This window comes from Neisseria sp. 19428wB4_WF04 (assembly GCF_015235335.1).
In the GTDB taxonomy this organism is placed as follows: Bacteria; Pseudomonadota; Gammaproteobacteria; order Burkholderiales; family Neisseriaceae; genus Neisseria; species Neisseria musculi.
In genome coordinates, this window is the sequence record NZ_JADGLG010000007.1 from 1 (window position 1) to 20,413 (window position 20,413).

Annotated in this window: 27 protein-coding genes and 1 pseudogene; 5 read left to right on the forward strand and 23 right to left on the reverse strand. The window is 47.7% G+C overall.

Features of this window, described 5'->3' with window-relative positions:
• Positions 1 to 76: 76 nt before the first annotated feature.
• The 3 genes from IR141_RS02805 to IR141_RS02815 all read left to right on the forward strand — a co-directional run bounded on the left by IR141_RS02805 (position 77) and on the right by IR141_RS02815 (position 2,666).
• Positions 77 to 1,969, forward strand: coding sequence for a hypothetical protein (locus tag IR141_RS02805; protein WP_167742999.1), 1,893 nt, complete (start codon positions 77 to 79; stop codon positions 1,967 to 1,969).
• Between the two features lie 86 nt (positions 1,970 to 2,055).
• On the forward strand, positions 2,056 to 2,484 hold the full coding sequence (locus tag IR141_RS02810; protein WP_245231717.1) for a M23 family metallopeptidase: 429 nt from the start codon (positions 2,056 to 2,058) through the stop codon (positions 2,482 to 2,484).
• Positions 2,485 to 2,498: 14 nt separating this feature from the next.
• Positions 2,499 to 2,666 carry a hypothetical protein gene (locus IR141_RS02815; protein ID WP_167743001.1) on the forward strand — a complete coding sequence of 56 codons (168 nt, stop codon included), beginning with the start codon at positions 2,499 to 2,501 and terminating at the stop codon, positions 2,664 to 2,666.
• Between the two features lie 32 nt (positions 2,667 to 2,698).
• Here the strand turns inward: IR141_RS02815 and IR141_RS02820 are convergent, their stop codons facing one another.
• From IR141_RS02820 to IR141_RS02875, 13 genes and pseudogenes are all read right to left on the reverse strand, one after another.
• Positions 2,699 to 3,028 (reverse strand): hypothetical protein, encoded by a 330-nt coding sequence (locus tag IR141_RS02820; RefSeq protein WP_135034169.1) that lies wholly within the window; start codon positions 3,026 to 3,028, stop codon positions 2,699 to 2,701.
• 35 nt (positions 3,029 to 3,063) lie between these two features.
• Positions 3,064 to 3,522 (reverse strand): type II toxin-antitoxin system YhaV family toxin, encoded by a 459-nt coding sequence (locus IR141_RS02825; RefSeq protein WP_135034170.1) that lies wholly within the window; start codon positions 3,520 to 3,522, stop codon positions 3,064 to 3,066.
• 17 nt (positions 3,523 to 3,539) lie between these two features.
• Complete coding sequence (locus IR141_RS02830) at positions 3,540 to 3,842, reverse strand: type II toxin-antitoxin system PrlF family antitoxin (RefSeq protein ID WP_228068141.1); 303 nt, start codon at positions 3,840 to 3,842, stop codon at positions 3,540 to 3,542.
• Positions 3,843 to 4,104: 262 nt separating this feature from the next.
• A complete protein-coding gene (locus tag IR141_RS02835) occupies positions 4,105 to 4,302 on the reverse strand; it encodes a hypothetical protein (RefSeq protein WP_135034171.1) in 198 nt (65 codons plus the stop codon).
• Positions 4,303 to 4,305: 3 nt separating this feature from the next.
• On the reverse strand, positions 4,306 to 4,860 hold the full coding sequence (locus IR141_RS02840) for a GNAT family N-acetyltransferase (protein ID WP_135034172.1): 555 nt from the start codon (positions 4,858 to 4,860) through the stop codon (positions 4,306 to 4,308).
• The gene (locus tag IR141_RS02845; RefSeq protein ID WP_135034173.1) at positions 4,851 to 5,150 is read right to left on the reverse strand and encodes a DUF1778 domain-containing protein; all 300 of its coding nucleotides are present in this window, start codon (positions 5,148 to 5,150) and stop codon (positions 4,851 to 4,853) included. Before IR141_RS02845 ends, IR141_RS02840 begins: the two co-directional genes overlap by 10 nt.
• Before the next feature lie 125 nt (positions 5,151 to 5,275).
• On the reverse strand, positions 5,276 to 5,935 hold the full coding sequence (locus IR141_RS02850) for a DUF799 domain-containing protein (protein WP_135034239.1): 660 nt from the start codon (positions 5,933 to 5,935) through the stop codon (positions 5,276 to 5,278).
• Between the two features lie 2 nt (positions 5,936 to 5,937).
• Positions 5,938 to 6,303, reverse strand: coding sequence for a DUF4810 domain-containing protein (locus IR141_RS02855; RefSeq protein ID WP_135034174.1), 366 nt, complete (start codon positions 6,301 to 6,303; stop codon positions 5,938 to 5,940).
• A gap of 9 nt (positions 6,304 to 6,312) precedes the next feature.
• Positions 6,313 to 6,984, reverse strand: a complete 672-nt coding sequence (locus IR141_RS02860) for a CsgG/HfaB family protein (protein ID WP_135034175.1) — start codon at positions 6,982 to 6,984, stop codon at positions 6,313 to 6,315.
• 93 nt (positions 6,985 to 7,077) lie between these two features.
• Positions 7,078 to 8,058, reverse strand: coding sequence for a hypothetical protein (locus IR141_RS02865; protein ID WP_135034176.1), 981 nt, complete (start codon positions 8,056 to 8,058; stop codon positions 7,078 to 7,080).
• A 239-nt stretch (positions 8,059 to 8,297) separates the two neighbouring features.
• Positions 8,298 to 9,290: a three-Cys-motif partner protein TcmP gene (tcmP, locus tag IR141_RS02870; protein ID WP_209304397.1), complete on the reverse strand. Its 993-nt coding sequence runs from the start codon at positions 9,288 to 9,290 to the stop codon at positions 8,298 to 8,300.
• A 32-nt stretch (positions 9,291 to 9,322) separates the two neighbouring features.
• A pseudogene (gene tcmP / locus IR141_RS14145) lies at positions 9,323 to 9,574 on the reverse strand (three-Cys-motif partner protein TcmP); the annotation flags it as partial.
• Positions 9,575 to 9,605: 31 nt separating this feature from the next.
• The gene (locus IR141_RS02875) at positions 9,606 to 10,352 is read right to left on the reverse strand and encodes a DUF5131 family protein (protein WP_135034177.1); all 747 of its coding nucleotides are present in this window, start codon (positions 10,350 to 10,352) and stop codon (positions 9,606 to 9,608) included.
• A 156-nt stretch (positions 10,353 to 10,508) separates the two neighbouring features.
• On the opposite strand from IR141_RS02875, the gene IR141_RS02880 reads away from it, so the two are divergent.
• Entirely contained in the window at positions 10,509 to 11,393 is an 885-nt protein-coding gene (locus IR141_RS02880) for a SprT-like domain-containing protein (protein WP_135034178.1), read from the forward strand.
• A gap of 82 nt (positions 11,394 to 11,475) precedes the next feature.
• Here the strand turns inward: IR141_RS02880 and IR141_RS02885 are convergent, their stop codons facing one another.
• Positions 11,476 to 11,952, reverse strand: a complete 477-nt coding sequence (locus IR141_RS02885) for a GNAT family N-acetyltransferase (RefSeq protein ID WP_209304398.1) — start codon at positions 11,950 to 11,952, stop codon at positions 11,476 to 11,478.
• A gap of 3 nt (positions 11,953 to 11,955) precedes the next feature.
• Positions 11,956 to 12,222 (reverse strand): DUF1778 domain-containing protein, encoded by a 267-nt coding sequence (locus IR141_RS02890; RefSeq protein ID WP_135034179.1) that lies wholly within the window; start codon positions 12,220 to 12,222, stop codon positions 11,956 to 11,958.
• Between the two features lie 234 nt (positions 12,223 to 12,456).
• On the opposite strand from IR141_RS02890, the gene IR141_RS02895 reads away from it, so the two are divergent.
• Entirely contained in the window at positions 12,457 to 13,152 is a 696-nt protein-coding gene (locus IR141_RS02895; protein ID WP_135034180.1) for a recombinase family protein, read from the forward strand.
• Between the two features lie 144 nt (positions 13,153 to 13,296).
• On the opposite strand, the gene IR141_RS02900 is transcribed toward IR141_RS02895, so the two are convergent.
• The 8 genes from IR141_RS02900 to IR141_RS02930 all read right to left on the reverse strand — a co-directional run bounded on the left by IR141_RS02900 (position 13,297) and on the right by IR141_RS02930 (position 20,316).
• Positions 13,297 to 13,479 carry a hypothetical protein gene (locus tag IR141_RS02900; RefSeq protein WP_167743002.1) on the reverse strand — a complete coding sequence of 61 codons (183 nt, stop codon included), beginning with the start codon at positions 13,477 to 13,479 and terminating at the stop codon, positions 13,297 to 13,299.
• Positions 13,480 to 13,636: 157 nt separating this feature from the next.
• Positions 13,637 to 14,056 carry an SMI1/KNR4 family protein gene (locus IR141_RS02905; RefSeq protein WP_209304399.1) on the reverse strand — a complete coding sequence of 140 codons (420 nt, stop codon included), beginning with the start codon at positions 14,054 to 14,056 and terminating at the stop codon, positions 13,637 to 13,639.
• A 285-nt stretch (positions 14,057 to 14,341) separates the two neighbouring features.
• The gene (locus IR141_RS02910) at positions 14,342 to 14,701 is read right to left on the reverse strand and encodes an immunity 8 family protein (protein WP_135034183.1); all 360 of its coding nucleotides are present in this window, start codon (positions 14,699 to 14,701) and stop codon (positions 14,342 to 14,344) included.
• Positions 14,698 to 17,505: a hemagglutinin repeat-containing protein gene (locus IR141_RS02915; RefSeq protein ID WP_245231718.1), complete on the reverse strand. Its 2,808-nt coding sequence runs from the start codon at positions 17,503 to 17,505 to the stop codon at positions 14,698 to 14,700. The genes IR141_RS02910 and IR141_RS02915 overlap by 4 nt, the downstream gene beginning before the upstream one ends.
• Complete coding sequence (locus tag IR141_RS14150; RefSeq protein WP_135034185.1) at positions 17,397 to 18,419, reverse strand: ParB family protein; 1,023 nt, start codon at positions 18,417 to 18,419, stop codon at positions 17,397 to 17,399. Before IR141_RS14150 ends, IR141_RS02915 begins: the two co-directional genes overlap by 109 nt.
• Positions 18,416 to 19,315 (reverse strand): ParA family protein, encoded by a 900-nt coding sequence (locus IR141_RS02920; protein ID WP_135034186.1) that lies wholly within the window; start codon positions 19,313 to 19,315, stop codon positions 18,416 to 18,418. Before IR141_RS02920 ends, IR141_RS14150 begins: the two co-directional genes overlap by 4 nt.
• Before the next feature lie 182 nt (positions 19,316 to 19,497).
• Positions 19,498 to 19,839: a hypothetical protein gene (locus IR141_RS02925; RefSeq protein WP_135034187.1), complete on the reverse strand. Its 342-nt coding sequence runs from the start codon at positions 19,837 to 19,839 to the stop codon at positions 19,498 to 19,500.
• Positions 19,840 to 19,920: 81 nt separating this feature from the next.
• On the reverse strand, positions 19,921 to 20,316 hold the full coding sequence (locus tag IR141_RS02930) for a DUF2726 domain-containing protein (protein ID WP_135034188.1): 396 nt from the start codon (positions 20,314 to 20,316) through the stop codon (positions 19,921 to 19,923).
• Positions 20,317 to 20,413 lie beyond the last annotated feature (97 nt).

The following is a 20,413-nucleotide window of genomic DNA, read 5'->3' on the forward strand; positions in this document are numbered from 1 at the left end:
CATGCATAACATCCAGGTTGGGCTCCGCTGTGTGATAAAGCGGAGCAGTTTATAACAAACGGAGAGTGGCTCAATTTTGGAGCACAACTCCCCGTTTCCCTGGCTCAGTTTTGCACGATATTTAACAAGTATCATCAATTTTGTGCTGACAATTCATACACGCCGTCTGTTTAATGCTGAAACAGCCGTCGGTATGATTACCCCGGGCTCCGGCGACGGCCTGCTGATGGCGGCCGCCGATGCCCAGGCAGCGGCGGCTGGTGCAATGTGGCTGGTTCCAGTTATTTCCGGCGCATTGGTTATGGGCGGACGCACCTTGGTGGGCGGACGCACCTTGGTGGGCGGACGCACCTTGGTGGGCGGACGCACCTTGGTGGGCGGACGCACCTTGGTGGGCGGACGCACCTTGGTGGGCGGACGCACCTTGGTGGGCGGACTGACCGGCATGGCCACTGCGGCGAAATCCAGTGCGGAATCGGCCGGTTCACAAGCAGGTACGGGCAATTTTGCCGCCGGCAATATGAATTACAACAATGCCAACGCCAATAAATACTCACTCAACCCGGTATATACCGATCCACAGATGACGACTGCGCATTCGGCGGCCGGTACCTCTTGGATGAGTGCAGCCGGCGGAACCAGCCGCTATCAGGCACGCAACAGCAGCTTGGCCGTCTCATCACAATCGCAAATCAGTGAATCAGAAAACTACGGCCGCATGGCTGACCGCGCGGAAACAGCGGCCAGACAACATCAGGCGGCTTATCAGGAAAGCTTAGCTTTGGGGCAGGCGCAAACCTTGGCTTGGGCCGGAAAACACAGCTTTGGCCAGAGTGCGGATTCGGGTTACGGCATGGGCTTGGATGCGGCTCAATCGCATAAATGGTCTCAAGTCATGAAAGCAGCGGATGATATTGCACATAAACACGGTATTTCCGAAGGCTCTGCGATTCGCTCAGCAATAGCTGCCAACTTAGGTTTAAATGTAGCTGGCAACGGCGGCGGCTGGAAAGGTGAGGCTATCAACGACTCTAAATTAAGTGCTGATATTACAAAAGCAGCTAAGGCATTAAGGGAAGAAGGTATTACCTTTGATAGCAGCTTTACCGACAAAGTCAGCAGCTCTGCGGCCTATAAAAACTCACTGTCCTCCGGAGACGAGCTGGCACAAGGCGCGAGTGCCAGCATGCAGCGTGCACAGCAAGCCAGCCGTTCGGCTACCGACAGCTTCAACGAGGCCCAAAGCTACCGTGAACAGGCTCAGCGCACTTACGGCAACGGTAAAACCGTCACCTACGATAATACTAACGACCTGATTGCAAACAATCCGAATCTAACCCTGTCACAGCTGAACAGCGGCGAAGGCAATACTTTTCAGACGGCCATGGCCACAGCAGACCGTCGCAGCAGTCAGATGGGCACAGCCGCACAACAGGCCGGCTGGAAACCGGAGGGCAACCTCTCTCCGGACAGCCGCCCATCAAATACGGTTGATACAGCGTATCAGCAAAACGTCTCTACCGTTGCTTCAGGCTCCAATGCCGCCTTTGAGGGTGTACGCGAGCGTGCTGCACGCAGCGGTATCCGTGCCGATTCGATTGATGCGGCCATCAGCAAACGTGGCAACGACTATGAGCGGGATTTCAATCAAGCCAGAAGCGGTGTCGACAGCGATGTGGCTCAAGGCGGTCAGCGCTATGACAGCCGTGTCGATGATTTGGCCAATCGGGCACGAAAAGCGGACGAAAACAGCAATGGCATGATAATGGAGCTGAATTCTCATATCTGGCCGCAGAATGCCAGTGGAGAGAGACGTGAACAGGTGATGCAGGATGTTCGCGACGGCAAAGACCCTCTCGGCTCCGGGGCCAATCAGGCTGAAGCTCATTTGGGCAGGAACCCGAATTTGGCCAACGATCTGAAACAGCGCCCGGGCAGCGGATCCCGCACCTTCCGCCCAAAACAGTAGCCCCGACCGATGGCTATCGGGGCAACGGGGCAAAATCATACGGAAACAGCAAGGAAACTCTGGGCGCGCTTCTTCCCGGGGCGCATGTGATCACCAGCCCATTCGGCAGGCGGATACATCCGATTTTAAAAACGGCCAAAGACCATAAAGGTGAGGATTACCGGGGAAGCGTCGGCACGCCGCTACTGGCTCCGTTCAGCGGTAGGGTTGTAGAAAGCCGTTATCAGGCCAATACGGTGATTCGCAATGGCCGCAAGGTAACGGTGGGCTGGGGGCATACAGTGGTCATTCAGGCACCGAACGGTGTCCGTTACCGAGCCTCCCATATGAACACGGCCAGCCCGTTGCGTTTTGGTGATCCGGTGGCAAAAGGACAGCAAATCGGCCAGTTGGGCAGCAGCGGTGGAGTAAGCGGCCCACACCTTGATGCGATGCTGTACAGCCCGTCTGGTAAGGTGTTGCCGGTAAGCGCATATCGCGGTAAAACTTTGAATGAAATTGCCAAAATCAGATAGAGAAAGGAAAGACTATGGCCATTGCCCATATCATCATCGAAGTGGAAGAATCCCCGGACTTGAACGACTGCGCCGTCCGCCTGAGTTTTAGCGGTGGCACGGAGTTGCAAAGCGAGGAGGGTAAAACGGCGTTTTACAAGAGCTTGGCAGCAGTAGAACGGGCTTTGGAAAGCTCTGAATAATTAAACAGGCAGCTTTAAAGCTGCCTGTTTAATTATTCATCATCTTCAAATGGAGAATAGTATATATTTCCAACCATATGTGAATCAAAGGGATTTGTTGCCGAATCGTCATTTCTCCAATTATTTGGATTTATACTATTGTAATGACAGCTACCAAGACCATCAAACGGAGAATAAGTCGGCGTTGGCCACAAAGCCCAGCACGCCGCAGTCAGCAATGGTGCAAACAGTACGCCAACACCCCAGTTGGTTTCGTCGGTAAACGCAGCCCAAGAAACATCATTACCCGCCACCATGGAGAGCAGGGTGAAGATGCCGAACATCGCAACGAATATGGCAGTCCATTTGATGATTTTTTTCATGATGTCTCCTTGAATTCTGCGGGCTTCATAGGACTCTATCCCATGTTGCTTCTCTCCACCTCATTTACTAATGCCTGCCAGTCCGATGGGGGATTACCGCTTTCGAGCATTTTTTTGAATACCGCATAAGCATCATTTTTGCTGCCGTAGGTCCGTTTCGTCTTCGAATCATTGATCCAGGCAAAAATAATGATTTTACTGGTCGAGTCGTATCGGAAGAATAACCTGTACCTTCCCATAATCTTTGCCCGCCGCCAATGCTTGTATTCACTACCCATAGTCTGACCCAGACGGTATTTTTTATTGTCGGGTGCTTGGGCAATGGCATCTATTTCATCAAGTATCCGCTTCAGAAGCTTTGCTTCATCTGATTTGGCGGTTTTTTCGGCCTTTTTTTGGCTCTCTACTTGCTCAGCAAGATTTTCCATCTGCTGTGTAAAACACTCATGCTCATAAATGGTATAACCATTTATCATCATCTGCTCGTCAGGCATATTAATCCTCTACTATGTTAATCTCCGGCCAGTTGACGATAGCGGGCATAGCGGGAAGAGGAAGCGGGACGAATCGATTCAGGGGAATCCTGCATGGATTGCTCCAAAAAATTCAGAAAGTTGTGAACAACAGGGTCGTTGTCATATTCTTCTTCATCGATTACATCTTTTTCAAGCAATACCTGACCGCCTTCCAATACGGAGAAGCGGAGCTTGTCCTGCTTCTCCAATCCTAATGCTTTGCGCACTGATTCCGGAATGGTTGTTTGGTTTTTACTGGTCATAGTTGACACAGCATTTAAAATAACATTCATATCCATTTTGCCCTGCCTATATTCCTATTACTCTTCACAACTCTGACTTATCCGTCCTACTGTGTGTCTTTAATATTTAAGCGGCCTACGGGACTCTCATCAAAATCTAATATTTAGTAAATTTAATATCTAGCGGGATATCCCACTAAATCAAGTGTAAGGCAATTTCCTTACCTGTGTCAAGTATATGATTTTTCAAAGCGCGACATTACGACTTTGTTTGTAGTAAAAAGCAGAATCCGAAGACTCTGCTTTTTTATAAGCGGGACTATTTCCCCTGTTTTTTTACTGCATCTGCTGAATCGCCTGACAGCACATCAACAAATGCTTTTCCTACTTTGACGGCCTCGATGGATTCATATAGGTGTGCCGCATTTGCAGGATATTTCAGCAGATAGTCGGTTTCGTTGATACCGCTTCCTTCTGTCTCGTTCAATAGTTCCGGATAGGGCTTCAAAGGGGGCATAGATTACTCCGTCTGACTTTTTAAACCGGTACCCCTGGCATCTGGTTCAAAAATTTGCTGCAATACAGCCATCGGTACATACAGCTTGTCTGTATAAGCGCCCAGCTGCTTAAAAAACTCAAACTTTTCATAAAACCGCATGGCTTCATCATCTAAGACATCCAAAACCACTGCATAAGTAGGTAGGCCGTTATGGTAGATTCTGACCGCTTGAGCCAAGGCTGAAAGTAGGGTTTTGCTTCCCAGCCCTTTGCCTTGATATGTGCTATCTACGGCCAATCGTGCGATGAGGGTAACGGGAGCTGGATAGCGCGGCAGGTTGGAGGCATGCAAATCATCAGGGCTGACCGATTGGACGGCCAATGTAAAGTATGCAGCCACAGCTAATTTGCCAGAAGCTTCGCTTTCTGATAAAATCCATGTCTTACTTAATCCTAGTTTGGCATTTTTCGCAGCATAGCGACGTAGGAATTCATCCATGACAGGCTTGCCACAATGAAAGGCCTTAATATCGTGTATGGTTTTGTCCAGCGGTTCAAACGCTTTTTTTAACGCCATTGAAAGCTTTCTGCATCGAGTTGCTTGGCGACCTTGACCAGTTCATCACCCGAATAAGGCCACTCTTGAGCAGACGCTTCGCAGGAACGCATAAAATCGGCATAATGTTGCTTGCTCAACACAATGTGTTGTTGTTCTGCTAATACTTTAGGAGCATCTTGGCGGATGAGTGACAATAAATAGGCACTCAATGTCTGACCGGTGGCCGCTGCTGCACGCTCGGCCAGCAGCTTTATATCGGCATCGACTTTGAGATCAATACGTGCATTTTGTTTTAATCCTAAGTCCATTGGCTCTTTCCTTAAAACTGTTTTTGGCAATTATATCACAAAAATTTGTACGGAAATTTTCCGTACTTGAAAATGTACTTTACGGTAAAAAAGCAGAATCAAAAGATTCTGCTTTTTTAGTCAGATTAACGTTGCCCAGGCTCTTTTTGGTAATGTGGGGAGCGTGGACCATGGAGGATACCGTTGTGTTTCGCTGGAGAGAGCAGCTCAACACCTGCGGCTTGAGCCATATCATAGCCTTTGTCGCCCAATGTGCCGACCACTTGATCAATAATTGCACCAAGAAGGGCAGCAACGATATTGTTGTTGCTCTTTTGCCCGGCATCAGAGGCTGCGGCGGAGCCACTCCAGAGCTCTTTACCGGTACGCGCATCGACCAGTTTGGCCTCCGCACGGACGGTAGTCACACTTTGGATGATTTGGTATTTGGTACCATATTCCTTCACAGTAACATACAGTACAGCATCATTACCAAAGATTGAACGCAGTTTGTCCAATTTGACATCATGGATGTCAGCCGCATTGGTCAGGCCGTTTTGCTTGAAAGCTTCAGCAGCAACAGCAACCGGGAAGACATAATAGCCGGCTTCGGAAAGTGGGAAAGTTGTGGCGGTCAGCATCCCCCAAGTGGCCTTGACATCAGGCGATTCATTCAAAGGTGGCAAAACCAAAATGGACTTGGGATTGCTTTCTTTGAAAGCCGTGTAGTCGTAAGGCTGTGGCTGATGTGTCTGACAGGCAGCCAAAGCTAAGGTGACGGCCAAGGGCAGTAAACACTTCATCATCTTCATTGTTTTCCTCCCGAAGCTTTATTCTTCAACAGAAAATCCATAAAATCCGCCGATTCAGGAAACAGCTGCTTTTCTGTTTCAAATTGTGCCTTGGCTGCATCCGGTTGTCCGGCATCAATCAGCAAAAGCCCCATGTGGGCATGGGCACCCGGAGCAGCAGCCAATTGCTTGCGGTTGGCTTCGTTAAAATACTTCTCCATCTTGTCGATTTGCTTACCTACCGAACCGTCGTCGTTTTTCAGACGTTCGTAAACGGTTGCGTTGTAGTCTTTCCAGTAGTAAATCGGCTTAGGCGCAGAACCGCAGGCAGCCAGTAAAAGTGTGGCAGCCAGAGGCAATCCGTATAATATCCCTTTTTTCATACGGCCTCCTTAGCGGTTAGGCTGCCAAGCGCCATTGTCGATAGCTTGCACCAGGTTGTTCACGGCTTCTCGCACGGCTAAATCCAATACTTTGCCGTTCAAAGTTGCGTCATATCCGGACGTACCACCAAAACCGATAACCTCGCGGTTGGAAAGTGAATATTCACCGGCGCCTTGAGTGGAATAAACAACCTCCGAAGTTTGGACGTTAACGATATTCAGGGCAACTTTGGCATAGGCAATCTGTGATTTACCACGTCCTAAAATACCGAACAGTTGGTGGTCGCCCACATCTTTACGACCGAACTCGGTCACATCTCCAGTGACAACATAGCTTGCACCTTTCAGGTTTTGCGCTTTACCTGAGATACCTGCTTCTTGCTTCAAAGCACTCAGATTGGTGCGGTTCAGTACATTGAAACGGTTGGTTTGCTGAAGATGCGTGGCCAAAATGGTCTTGGCCTGACTGCCCAAACGGTCTTCTCCGTCTGAGAATACACCTTTTTGGAAGCTTGAACGGTTATCGAAGCTGCCGATGGAAATTGGGGTGCGCACGCCGTTGTATTGTGTATTGTATGAAGCAACTTTAGCGACTTCCAGGCTGCGCGAAGATTCTGTTGCACAGCCGGCGAGCAAACCGAGTGCGATACCGCAGGCCAGAGTAGTTTTAATCATAGTCATAAATTGTTCTCCATATGAATGATTGATTAAGCATTACAAGTCAGTATATTGCATAATTTTGTTAAGAAAGACAAGGTTTAAGTGAGGGCTGCCTCATTTGAACCACCGCCTCCAAAACGGCTGTTTATTCGTCGTTACGTGTTGTGTTGAACTGGCCCGACTACTTTGTTTTTCTCCAGCTTGATTTTCAGACGGCCTGATTTCTTGAATACTGCGCAATCGGTCGAGATATTCGGCATTTTCCCTGTTCAAGCGGGTGTTGTCCGCCAACAGAATGTTGATTTGTTCGGTTGCGTGGTGATGCTGGGCTTCAAGTTCCCTAATCTGCGCCTCGGCAGCATGAAGCCGACCATATAAATCTTGTCCATTCCGGAAGGCCATTGATTCAGGATAGTTGAACAATACACCCACAATCTGCCTTTTAAACGCATTCGCAATTTTACGGCAATGGTTGCTTATCCGTTCTTCAGCTTCTTCAATATCCAAGTCGACCAGCTCTTCCTCATCAATATAGAAGAAGCTTCCCGGCCTGATGGCAATTTGAAACACTGGGATTCCGGCAGCTTCTAAGTCGCGGCACTTCGCATGATTGGCAGCCAGTCCGCTGGTATGAAAAAACTCAAACGCTATTCGGCCGCGCCAGCGGCATTCTTCAGAGAGCAGCCATTCGCCCGCTTCAGGTTGGATGAAACGGCAAAAGGTGTCGATGATATATTTTCGCCCATTGGCCGTTATTTCGTGTTCGCACACACCGGAAACCAAAGTCAACGGGATAGGGGGCTGTTGCTCGGTTTTATAAGTGGCTTTGAGTAATGTGGGTAATCCTTCGTTGGCCAACTGGGTCAATACCGTTTTACAGAGCGTATGCGTTAATGATTCCGGTGCGGTATGACCATTCGGATGCCGGTTACCTTTATAAGCAAAAAAATGCCTGCTGCCGCGCCGGTTGACATACATTTCCAAGCGATGCCCCGGACTGTGGCGGCTGTACACAGTGGTCAAATTGAGCGATTTGGCGGCAAGTGGGGTAATAGTTTCAAAGCCGTCGGAGGAAGCGTAGGCGAGTAATTTCATGGCCGGCTGAGAGAGGTTGGGTTGGTATTATTATAATCATATCGAGTTGGATAAAACACCCAAACAAATTCAATCTGATAGCTGTCGCCCGTTGGTTGACGAATCCCCACTTACCGCAACTGCTTTGGGGCTACTGCGGTAAGTGGGGATTTGGGGCCTATCAAAACCATACTGTGATAATTCTTTGCGATGATTTAACCCGCAGGCTTCCAATTAAACAGGTAGTTTTGCCGGAATGCTTAAAGGCCGAATAAACTGCGCTGATGAGGTGGAAGGATTTGGTCATTATTCTTGATATTCTGCCCGTTTTTCCTGATGGTTCCATCTGCGCCTACTACTGTGATTTCTTTCTCGGCGATAAGCCTTCCCAGTGCATCTCGATAAATATCCGAAGAAGCGGGTGAGCCATTACAGGTTGATGAAAATAATGTTTCAAAGCTCAATCCCTCCTCATGGGCGTAAATCAACCGGGGGAACTGTTCTGACAGTTGCTTAATACTTGCTGTCTTGGCTATATCGTCAAACTCAAACCCGAATGATGACTGACCTGTAAAATTATCATCCCTGCCGGGATCGTATCCGACTAGGTTGAACATATTCAAACCCGCATCACCATAATGGATAAAATTATTCTGATGCTGCCAATGAATACCGGCCATAACATCCCGCGCCCTGAAATGCTGGGACATGTGAATCAACCAATAATCACCATGCCCACCTGGGTTTCGTATGAAAAACGGCGTAAAAAACTTGGCACCGCAGGCATCGACTAATTTTTTATACAGCGAACTTTGGATAAACAAACGCCAATTCTTATCGGATTGTTTAAGCTCGTTTAATTTGATGGGATTGAAGATCTCCGGCGCATAAATGCCAATCTTTTTCAGTAAATCGCCAGTTGTTTCCGATCCGCTTGCGAAATTGATGAAAGAGTCCACGCTGAAAGTGAGGATAATTTCTGCTCTTGGGAGTTTGCTCAGGATGCTCCTGATCAAACTGGTGGGAACATCCGAATACCCATACTGATCCAAAATAAAAATCGAACGGCCGTTTCGGGGGCTTTTCTTGTTGATAAAATCCACAATGAAATGAATACGGTCATGAAAGTTGGCGTGTTGGATGTGGATTTTATGGTTTGTATCGGGATTGTACCCTTTGAATTTGAGGGTTTGAAGCAGATGGTTGTAGGTATCTTTATCCTCTTCGACAAAGAAGTAATCCACATCCAGCACCAATGGTTTGGTAGGCCCTGGTTGAGCAGGTACTCAGAGGTTTGGACGGCTTGGAGGCATACCAATGGTGATCCGTGGATTTCTGCTTGGGTATCCTTGTGGTAATAAAGGCCGCCTCCAGCAAAACCGTCCACTAAAGTGAGTTTGAATATATCTTGCTGCGGGAGGCTGGCCAGGGTTTTGAGATATTGAATAAGGTATGCTTCCAAGACGTTTAATTTGGCCACGCTGTGTTGCTGGATTTCGGCAGGGCCGTTTTTCCAGTTATAGTGATGGTATGACATGGTGTTCCTTGGTCAGTATTTATTGTTTGTTTTATGATGGCATTTGAACAAGCGGCATTTCATCCCATGTCCGACCGTTCAATTCCCTGCCATTTGCTTTTTTAGCCCGTTTTTTTCCGTCAGCGCCCCAACCGCCCCACTGTTTGAAGAAAAAGGCCACATCTTCATCCGCACACTGCAAACGTATATTTTCCACCCAATCAATGCTCATCGGCCTTGCACGGCTGCCGGATTCCCCCCCGACAATGACCCAATGGATGCCTGTTAAGTCAATCTGCCCCAAATCTTCCAAAAGCGGCTCAACAGATAAGAAGCGGATGCCCGCATCAATACGGCGTAAATTATCAATACGTGGCACACCGTACTTTTTATCTTCAACGGTTACACCCAGCCATGCATTTTTCGGTACTGCGCGATTGATGAAAAACCGCTCCATTCGGTCTGCGCGTTTGGTCAGTATCTGGAAGGTATGCCAATCTGCCTGCTCAATAGTGGAAACCACCTGTTCTATAAATTCAAAAGGGATTTCCTCATGGAAAAGATCGGACATGGAGTTGACAAAATAAGTCGTTGGTATTTTCCGCTTCAATGGCTCATTGAGACGGTCAGGCAGGATTTTAAGCTTGAAACCGTTTTCATATCCCGGGGTGCCCATCGCCTTCAGACGGCAAGCCATGGTTTCCGCATAACAGTTTTTGCATCCCGGTGAAACCTTCGTACAGCCAACAGCCGGATTCCAAGTTCTTTCGGTCCATTCGATTTTACTTGTGTTTGCCATGATTCAATACTCCGAGCCCATGCAGTTATTCTTCCCACATAGATACCCTTATTTTAACATTACATGTAGATAATTACTAAAACATCTGATTAAACTGGTTTTTTTGATAATTTTATCTTAAAATTATATCGTACGATATAAAAATAGGCAATCAAAATGACCGTCAAGCCAACCCTGCAAATGTACAACTTCATCCAGGATGCCTACGATTTTTTCAACAGTCGCTTATTCGCCGGACAACTGCCGCCATGCCTGCTGACATTACAGAGGGACAGCAACGTCATGGGGTACTTTTCCAGCGACCGTTGGCAGAAAGGGAAGGGGGAGGAAATCATTCATGAGATTGCGTTGAACCCCCAATATTTCATTACCCACCGGCCGCTGGAACTGATGCAGACGCTGGTGCATGAGATGGTGCACCTGTGGCAGCACGAGTTTGGCAAGCCCAGCCACCGCACCTACCATAATAAGGAATGGGCGGACAAGATGGAATCTATCGGCCTGATGCCGAGCAGCACGGGAAAACCGGGCGGCAAACGGACCGGGCAGAAAATGAGTGACTACCCGATGAAAAACGGCGCATTCTATTTCCAATGCGTGGCATTTTCCAAAATGGGCTACCAGCTGCCGTTTTACGACAGGCATGCCAAAACGGAATCCACCCAGGTCCGGCATAATGAGTTGGAAAATCTGGCCTCTGTATTGGAGCAGGTCTTTGAGGAGATTTCAGCAGAAACTACGGCCATGGATGACAGCGAAGTTGACGCAGGGTTGACTGAACCATATACAGAGGAAGACCGGCGTGCAGAGACCTCCCTTATGCAGCCATTTTCGGAGCAGTTTGATATTGATGTGGCTGTCTTAAGCGAAGCTCAGGAAAAAGAGGCGTCCTCTAAACGGAAAACAGTTTACCGTTGTCAGTCATGCGGCGATAAAGCATGGGGGAAACCGTCACTTGATTTATGGTGCGGAAAATGTAAGGTGCCATTTGTCAAATTATCAGATGGTTATGATACTCAAACAGAAGACAGGCTATGTTGAAAGGCAGCAACTGAGGAGTTGGTGAGGAGAATGGAGAAAAAGCGGATGAGAAACATCATCCGCTTCGAGTTTGTCAGCACTACTATAATTTGTGCATCAGGGTATAAGGCGAGATAGGGGAGGCGGTGAAGCCGTTTTTTAAGTAGAACTGTCTGGCTTCTTCACTGATTGCATGTACCAGCAATCCCCTAGCCCCTAAATGCTGACTAATTTTGCAAGCCCTCAGAAACGCATCCCGCAACAGACTTTTACCCAATTCTTTTCCTTGAGCTCGAACATCAACTGCCAATCTGCCTAAAACAATCACCGGAATTGGTGAAGGCATATTTCTTCGGAATGAACCGATTGCTTCTTCGTGGGTTAGAGATCCAGCAGCCAGACAATAATAGCCCACGACACTACCCGCTTGGTTACACACCACAAATGTGCGGCTGGCATTACTGTTCTGATTTTTCAGCGCGCTTTTTACCAACCATTCATTCAAAGATGCAACGCCGCAATTGAAGCCGTCTAGGCAGTGCGTATCATTTAAAAGTTCGGGGGCTGTCAGTCTATCCATTACTTAGCGCTCCCAAACCGGTGTCATAGACATAAGCTTTTCAAAGCCATCATTCGGTTCGGTTGGCTGCTCGAGTAAATGAATAAACTGTCGGTATTCATCGGCGGTCAGGGAGAAAACGGTTTTATCCATTAAGGTATTTTCTGCTGCCGAGCAGGAAGCTTCCAATATAAACTCGGAACGCGTTTTTCCCAAAAGCGCAGCTGCTTGGTCGATCAAGTTTTTCTGTGCCTCTAAGGCTCTCAGATTGATAGGGGCGGTTTTTAACATCAGAGAATCCTTGTATTACATTTTATATACAATGTAACACAAGGGGGATTTGCTGGTCAAATTGAATCAGGAAACCATAACCGAAGGAACTGATTCTATTTTATATCGTACGATATAAATATCCCCTTGCTACTGTATTTTGACCATGGGTTATTTACAGGGATGATTTCGCCCATGTAAAATATAAAAACAGAGACTCAAAATCCACTGGCTTAATTGTAGGATTTAAAATACATGGATAGGCAAAAAATTGCCCGAATTTATCTTCGGGTCAGTACCCAGCAGCAAAATTTAGACCGGCAACGCGAAATCATCGAGGAAGCTAAGAAAAATGGTTTTTACATAGCCGGTGTCTATGAAGAGAAGGCAAGTGGGGTGAATGCCAGTCGGCCGGAGTTGAACAAGCTGATTGATGACCTTCAAGATGGCGATTGGGTGATTGCGGAAAAAATCGACCGCATCACCCGCTTACCACCCAGAGAAGCAGAGCTTCTGATTCATCGGATTACCGAAAAGGGGGCCAAGCTGCATGTGCCGGATGTTTTTTCTTTCGGTAATATCGATGACCTGATGGGGCAAAGCGATTCCTTGCCTAAATACCTCACTGAGCCGTTGATGGATGCTTTGCAGAAAATGTTTCTGCGCATGGCGCTCAGCATAGCCCATGAAGATTGGAAAACGCGGCGAAGGCGGGCACAGCAGGGTATTGAGAGAGCCAGAAAAGACGGGCGGATGAAAGGGCGGCCGGCTGATAAGCAGCTTCACAAAAACATTATCCAGCTTACCTTACAAGGCGTGAGCATTACCGGTATTGCCTCTGCTTTGAATTGCAGCACCTCAACCGTCAGTAAAGTAAGACGGGCGCACCGTGCCGCCCATCATTCGGGTAGTAAAGAGCAATTTGATATTTTTAAGGAAAGCACTCCATAGTAATATGGGTTACTTATTTGAGGTAAAGAAAAAAGGCCGTCTGAAAACTTGGCCGTGTTTTCAGACGGCCTTGCACTTGCAGGCCATAGAACGCGTGCGTGCTGGGGCACGCACCCTACACATGGATTTTAGGTTTCATGCAGGCTACGGCTTGCTGCCCACGGGGGTGAGGGTGTGCAGCTTATCTTGGCTTTGGCTGCGGCTTCTGCCTGCGCTGAAGTTAACGGCAGGCATAAAAGGCTCCGCTGCAGACGAAAGCTGCCCCTGATCCCAGGCACGCAAACGGTTTTGTGCGCCGCTTTCAGAAGCGGCATTCTTGGCTGCCACAAAGTCGATGCTTTGCTTAGCTTTGAGGATTAAAAGGCCGTCTGAAAGATTGGAATTTTTTCAGACGGCCTTTTGCACGTGCAGGCTATAGAACGCGTACGCGCTTAGACGCACACCCTACATATGGATTTTAGGTTTCATGCAGGCTACGGCTTGTTTATTTATTTTCACTTAGTTCCTCTTCTAATAAATATTGAAAAAACTCTGTATAAGAATTCCATTTTTCAGAAATATTTTCTATATTATTTGAATCAACCCAAAGAACACTAGAGCCCTCTTGAGTATCCATTAATATTAGACTTTCTGGTGGCTCTGCCAACACAAGATAATTTGTAGGAAGATTTAAATATACTCGTGCCTTAATAGTTTCTTTGATAATATTCTCATCATCATATTCAGATATTCCAAAATGACTAATGCCTCCCATATATCCTCCAGAATAAAACTCTGTGATTTTCTTAAAATCAAGTGGCAATTTCGTAAATAATTTTTTTTCTATCAATTCAATATCATTTTTAGATACGCCTTCATTTCCATATATCTTTTCATATTCTTTTTTCATTTCTTGAATATTCATAATTTCTTACCTTTACCTATTATTTACACGCCATTTCCAATATTCTCTATTATCCACATTGAACCTTTTTCGATCGGGTTGTAATGTAGCAAGTGTAGGGTGTGTGCCCTTGGCGCGCACGCGTTTGAAAAGTATGGATACTTACTTTCATAACAAATGCCGTCTGAAAACTTCATCATTTTTTCAGACGGCATTGGATTCAAATCCATAGAACGCGTGCGTGCTGGGGCACGCACCTTACCTGTGGATTTTAGGTTTCATGCAGGCTACGGCTTGCTATGCGTTCTATAGATTTGGATGATAATCCTCAAACTCCCAAGAGAAAAATTTTAATAAGCTCGATACAGATAAATCCCAAGTCTCTCTTGAAGAGTATTGCAAGATTTTGTTGATTTCATTTTTGATGATTACGTGATTAAATTCTTCCATCACTAGCGCATTTGACCAAAAAAAGCCTTCTTTGCTGCAATTATGTGCTATCCATTTAGGAGAACAAACACAGACGGAAAATATAGATAATCCCTCTTCACCTTCTATACCAATATCTAAATCTATCCATTGCTGAAAGTTATCTGGAATCTCAGGGATAAACTCTTCAAAATCTTCATTATAGATGTTTATACTTTTTAAAATTAATTTAATCATTTTATATTCAAGTGTCCGTTGGTTAAGGTCTTTCCATCGGTACTTCTAATAACAAAATTAGCTTGTACCCCTGTTGGATTAAATGATTTTGGAGTATTAACTTTTGTGCTAGGAGGGCGATATAACCTTGTACCATCCGCACTTAATAAACACCCTTTACAAGAAGGGCTATTAACTGGTTTAGCTCCATCACCAACCCAAATTTTTCCTAATTTATCAGCTTCTTGATGGGTTGCTGAGCCAATGCCAAAATTGATTTCTCCTCTTCTATTTGGCTGCATAGATTTCCAATCATTTAAAGCACTTGCTAATCTTGAATCTTGAGCGGCAATATTTTTTAAGTTTTGTTCATTTAATTCATTGATTAATTTAGGATAGGTGGCTGCATTGGCTGTTCCTCCTGATGTAATACGCACAGTTACCGGTGTAGCTGGCTTAGGTCTTGGTGTCGAAATCCCCACCTTACCCACACTCAGCGTATCCATCGCAAGCTGAACATAATTGGCAGCCTGTTCAGACAAGCCCAGCCGTTTCAAACTCTGAACAGTAATCGTAGGCCTTTGTTCGCTGGCTTTCTTGCCGAAATTATTCAGGCCGGTAATCAAATGGTCACTTGATGAAGCAACGCCAATTGCTGCTGCACCGCAGGTCAAACCGAATGATTGCACACAAGTGGCAGCCCCGCCTTTTACTGAAATAACAATGCCCGATGCACCGCCCACAATTTCAGTACCCGGAGTAATATAACGATGGAGGATACTTTTATCTTCACGGCTTAGTTTGTCATATTGTGCGGTTAAATAATCAGCAAGTAGTTTTGGATTGTCCGACAAAAATTGCATAGATTCAAGTTGCAAGTCTCTATAATTTCTCGCAAACCTTGAATCTTGAACAAACGCGATAATTCGTTCAATATCTTGTCGACATTCTTGAATCCTGCCATTACTACATTCTTGATTTACTTTATCCTTTAATACTTCATATATATTTCTGACTTCTCTTGGTGTTTTAGTTAAAGAATTCGCGGTAAGGTAGTAATTATTCTCCACCGCCGTCTGCGCAGCCTGCCCGCCGGCCACCATATCCGCAGCCGAACCGTTTGCCGCCGCACCAACCGCAGCCCCGCCCAAACTTAAAATACTCGAAACCGTCTGTTTCTGCTCCGCTGTCAGCTTACTGCCGTCTTTCTCGCCATACAGCCATTGGCTCACATACGGTGCGGCGGCTTCTGCACCTCCCGCGCTGATTGCGGCGCTGAGGGCGTTGTGGTCTCCGGCTGCAGCGGTGGCAGCGGCAATCACACCGTGGGCAACGACGCGCGCGGTTTCCTGTGCGGCGGTTAAGCGGCCGTCTGAATTTTGTGCGGCTACGCCTTTAAAGTATTGGCCGATTTGGTAGGCTGCCACAGGGCTGGCGGTGGCGGCGGTGATACCCAATGCGCTGTCGGTCGGTGCACTCAGGCCGGTGGCAAATGCTGCCAGTGCGACACCGCCTTTTTGCCAATCGTCGGCTTTCTGATGGTGCTCGTTGGCGGTTTGCACGGCTTCGCGGTAGGCGGCCAAATCGCCTTTTTGCAGAGCCTCGGCGGCTTTGTTTTCCTCTGCTTTGGCCAATTCTTTATGATTGTCAACTTTGCGGTTGATTTCGGTTCTGGCCTGCTGCACATTTCTGCTGAAATCCTGACTCACACTCCGCTGCAAATCAATCTCGCGCTGTACTTCGTCTTTATCAAACGCATTGTTCAGACGGCCTGAATCTGCTTCTGCGGTTTCGGTGCGGGTGTCCGTATAAACCGCTTTGGCCTGCTCGCCTGTGGTGTCGTTGGTGATGACGATATTGCGCGTGCCGATGCCGCTGCGGGTCACGCTGCTTTGGCTGCCGCCGTCACGGCCGTAGCCCATGCTGCTGCCATTTTCGGGTTGAACGGTTTTTAAACGGCTGTTTTGTTCTTGGCCGAGGGCTTCGCCGCTCATGCCGCCGCTCACACCGAGGCCGAAGCTTTCGCCTTCATAACGGCTGTGGTTTTGAAGGTCGCTTTGGGTGAGGGTGGCCGTCTGAAAGCGGTTGCGGCCGTTTTGTTCGGCTGCTTCGGTGGAAGTGATGATACCGCCTTTCAGGTCGGTGTGGTTGCTCACATCGACTTGGAAGCCGTCGTCGCCGGCGTAGATGCCGGATTGGTCGTTCACGCTGCGGTGCTCGGCGTTGATTTTGCTTTGGCTGTAATCGGCGCTGCCGCTGAAGCCGTAGCCCACGGTGATCTGGCCGCTGCCTTGGAATTGGCGGCTGTTGTAGGCAGCACTGTCTTGCAGGCTTTCGATGCGGAGGTTTTCGGCGGAAAGGGCAACGCCGCTGCCTTTCACCTGCGCGCCTTTGAGGGTGGTGTCGCCGCCGCTTTGGATCACGGTTTGGCTGTTGGCATCGCCGATGCGGGTGGTGCGGTAAGTCTGCTCATCTCCGTTGCCGTAGCCTTTGCCGTAGTTGCCGCCGCCGGTAAAGCCGACACTCACACCGTTGCTGAAATCGAGAGCCACGCCAGCATTCCAGCCGCGCTGGCTGTTGCTACTGCGTTCGCTGTGGTTTTCTTCGGCTGCGAGCAGGTTGATGTTGTTTTCGGCAAGCAGCACGGTGCCGCCTTTACCGGCCACATCGGAGCCGGTAACGGTGAGGTCGGAATCCTTGCCCGCTCCTGCGGCGTTCAAACGCACCACACCGCCGGCGGCAACGGTGGAACCGCCGGATTCGGTGCCGCGGATATGGCTTTCGCTTTCGTTGCGCTGTTCGCCGTAGGTGATGTTGACATTGATGCCGCCGCCTTTGCTGTCCATGGCTTTTTCGACGCTTTGCGCTGCCTGATAGGCCTGCCAGCCGGTGTTGGCGGCGGCCGTTGCTGCTTTGGCCGACTTGGGCGCGACTGTCGGCCAGTTTTTGCACGGAACCAACGGCATCGGTAACGGGCGAGCTGAAACCTGCGGTGATGCCTTTTTGGGTTTGGTTGCTGTAGAAATCGGAATGGTAAGGCTTCACCGGCCTTTTTGGCTGCAACAGCCATGGCTGTATGCAATTTTTTGATTTCAGATACCTTCGGATTTGACAGTTCATAGGCATAACGGCCCAGTTCCTGTAAAGAATCTGAGGCAAAGAAGAACAGGCTTAATGCTTGGTATGAAACAACCAAACCGGCTGTACCAAACATTACTTCTAATTCGCGCAAGGACAGACGTTTATCGCTCTCGTCCTGAAAAATATCGCGCACTTCCGCATAAGCACAGGCCTTATCCCAAAAGCACATCTCTGCACGCTGCTCATTTTCGATTAAATGGGCAATCTGAAGATCGGTTTCGTTCGTATAGGCCACATAGAAACAGGGAATGTTTCGGAAACGGCTGTCTTTTGTTTCCTGGTACAGCTCCCGCATGATTTTCAAACGGGTATTACCCCCCTGAGCCAGAACATAATGGCTTTCTCCCGGACGCTGGGTTACATGTACAGGCTGTTGGATACCGGTGGCACGGATAGATTCTTTGATGGCAGCGTAGCTGGCCTCATCATGTTGGCGGCGCGGGTTTTTGTCGAAAAACTCGATTTCCGCCACCGGCAGCTGCATGAACATGCCGTTAGCCATGGCTGGTTTATCGTTTAAGAGCATGTTTGTCTGAGCGGGGGTATCGATACGGAGGCTTAAACCGGCTACATCTTGGTTCAATTTGTTTACGGTCATGACAATACTCCTGCAGATTTTTCCTCAGGCAGCAGGGTGGTCATGTTGTTGAAACAGCTTCCGCGCAGTTGACGCTCTTGGATGCCCGGGAAAATCTCGTAAACAATATTGTGCATCACCTCATAGGCAGGCATCAGCTTGCCTGGGTGTTCCTGCTCATGGCAATGTACAGGAATGCGCAACGTTGCCGCTTCTTTATACGATTTTGCTTCTGGAACGGTAGTTTGAAGCAGCTTTTTACGGTCATCGAGTGACGCACTGAAAAATTCGCGGATTTCTTGGGCAATCAGTTTTGCATCTTTGCTGCGGTCTTGAGCGTAGATAACCGCACGCAGCTGTGGGGTGCCGAGTCCCATTACTTCACCTTGAGCCAGTCGTGACAAAGCCTCCTGAGTGCCGGTGACGAACTCACGGGCACTCAGGATTTCGGGCATAATAGGCGTAATGAGGCAGCTGGCGGCGAAGGAAGCCGTATCCTGTAAGGCTCCGACCGCGCCTTGCGTATCGATTAAGATGACATTATAATTATTTTGGAAAAAAGGATTTTGGAATTTGGCTTTCAGCAAGAAAGCACGGTCGGCACGATTGGCGATTTTGGTCTGGATATCGGCCGAGATATTGTTGGAAATAATGATATCCAGATTTGGGAAAACCGTATTGGACACTGTTGAGCGCACATTGGCATCAAAATTGTCGCCAAGCAGCAATTCCACGATGCCGTTAGGTGCACGGTAGTTGAGCGGGTAAAATTTGGAAAGTGATGGTTGGACATCGGCATCAACCATGAGAACGCGCAGTCCGATATCGGCGAGAACGGCGGAGATATTGGCCAGCAAGGTGGTTTTACCGACCCCGCCTTTGGTTGAGGTGGCAGCTAAAATTACGGGTGCAGACATAATTTATTCTTCCTATTAAAAGATAAAGATTGATAAAAATAAATTTCAACTTTCACCCAAAAAAGAAGATAAATAAACGCAAATTATGCCTTTAGGGCGGTGGGAAAACCGCTGTTGGATTCAGGTATTTTTTCCTGTATTTCATAATTTGACATAATTAATATTATGCGAAATTGCATAAGCTACTTATTTCTCCGCCAGCCGTGGCGGTATCCGTTCGCTGTCGCCGCTATACTCATGCGTGAGCCTATGGTCTTAACCAACGCATCGAAATAAACATCTTTAACCAAGTCTTTTTCGTGTACTTTAGCGGCCGGATAAGCCAGTGCAGCAAGAATTTCCAGCGGATCGATTTCCAGCGTTTGCGCGATTATCAGGCATTCGGCAAAACTCAATTTCAGGCGGCCTTTACGGATTTGGCTGATTCTGCTGCTACTTGTATGCCATTTTTGAGCTAGCTTGTAGTCGGTGCTTATGCTAGCTATCTTTTTGTACATGTCCAGCCATTGGCTTTGTGATTGCATAATAAAAACAACCGATTATATAACAATAAGCGGTTATTTTATGCGTGCGCCCTATTTTGGGCAATGGTGTACATTTGCCAGCTATTGCTTGCCGCCAAATAATGCCGTGATTTCATCGCATGACGGCATTTGGTTTACTCTCCAGCGGTATATTTTTAAACCTGCGTCATTGGTTGCTTTGTTCTTCTTTTGGTCGGTGTCTTGTTTCGCATCATCTTTTTCGTGGCTGCTGTCGTCCAGTTCAATAACCGCAATCGGGTAACTTTGTTTATTGCATATAACAAAGTCATAACTCATGCGGTTGATGCGGTTGTGCCATGATGCGAAGTTATGCCCTTTCTTTACTTTAAGCACCCTGCTCGCCTGAACCTGAAACGCTATCAGATGGTCGGGCAAGGCTTTTTTGAGTTTCCAGTAAAGTTGTTGCTCGGGAATGCTCATCAGTTTGGCAGTGTAAAACGGCCATTCTTTGGGCATTTCTGCGCTGCTGCCTGAGTTTTTATTGTTTTTGCTGTGGGGTGGTGTTTATTTTGTCATGACATTACCACACCAATAAAAGGCGAAAAATCCATAT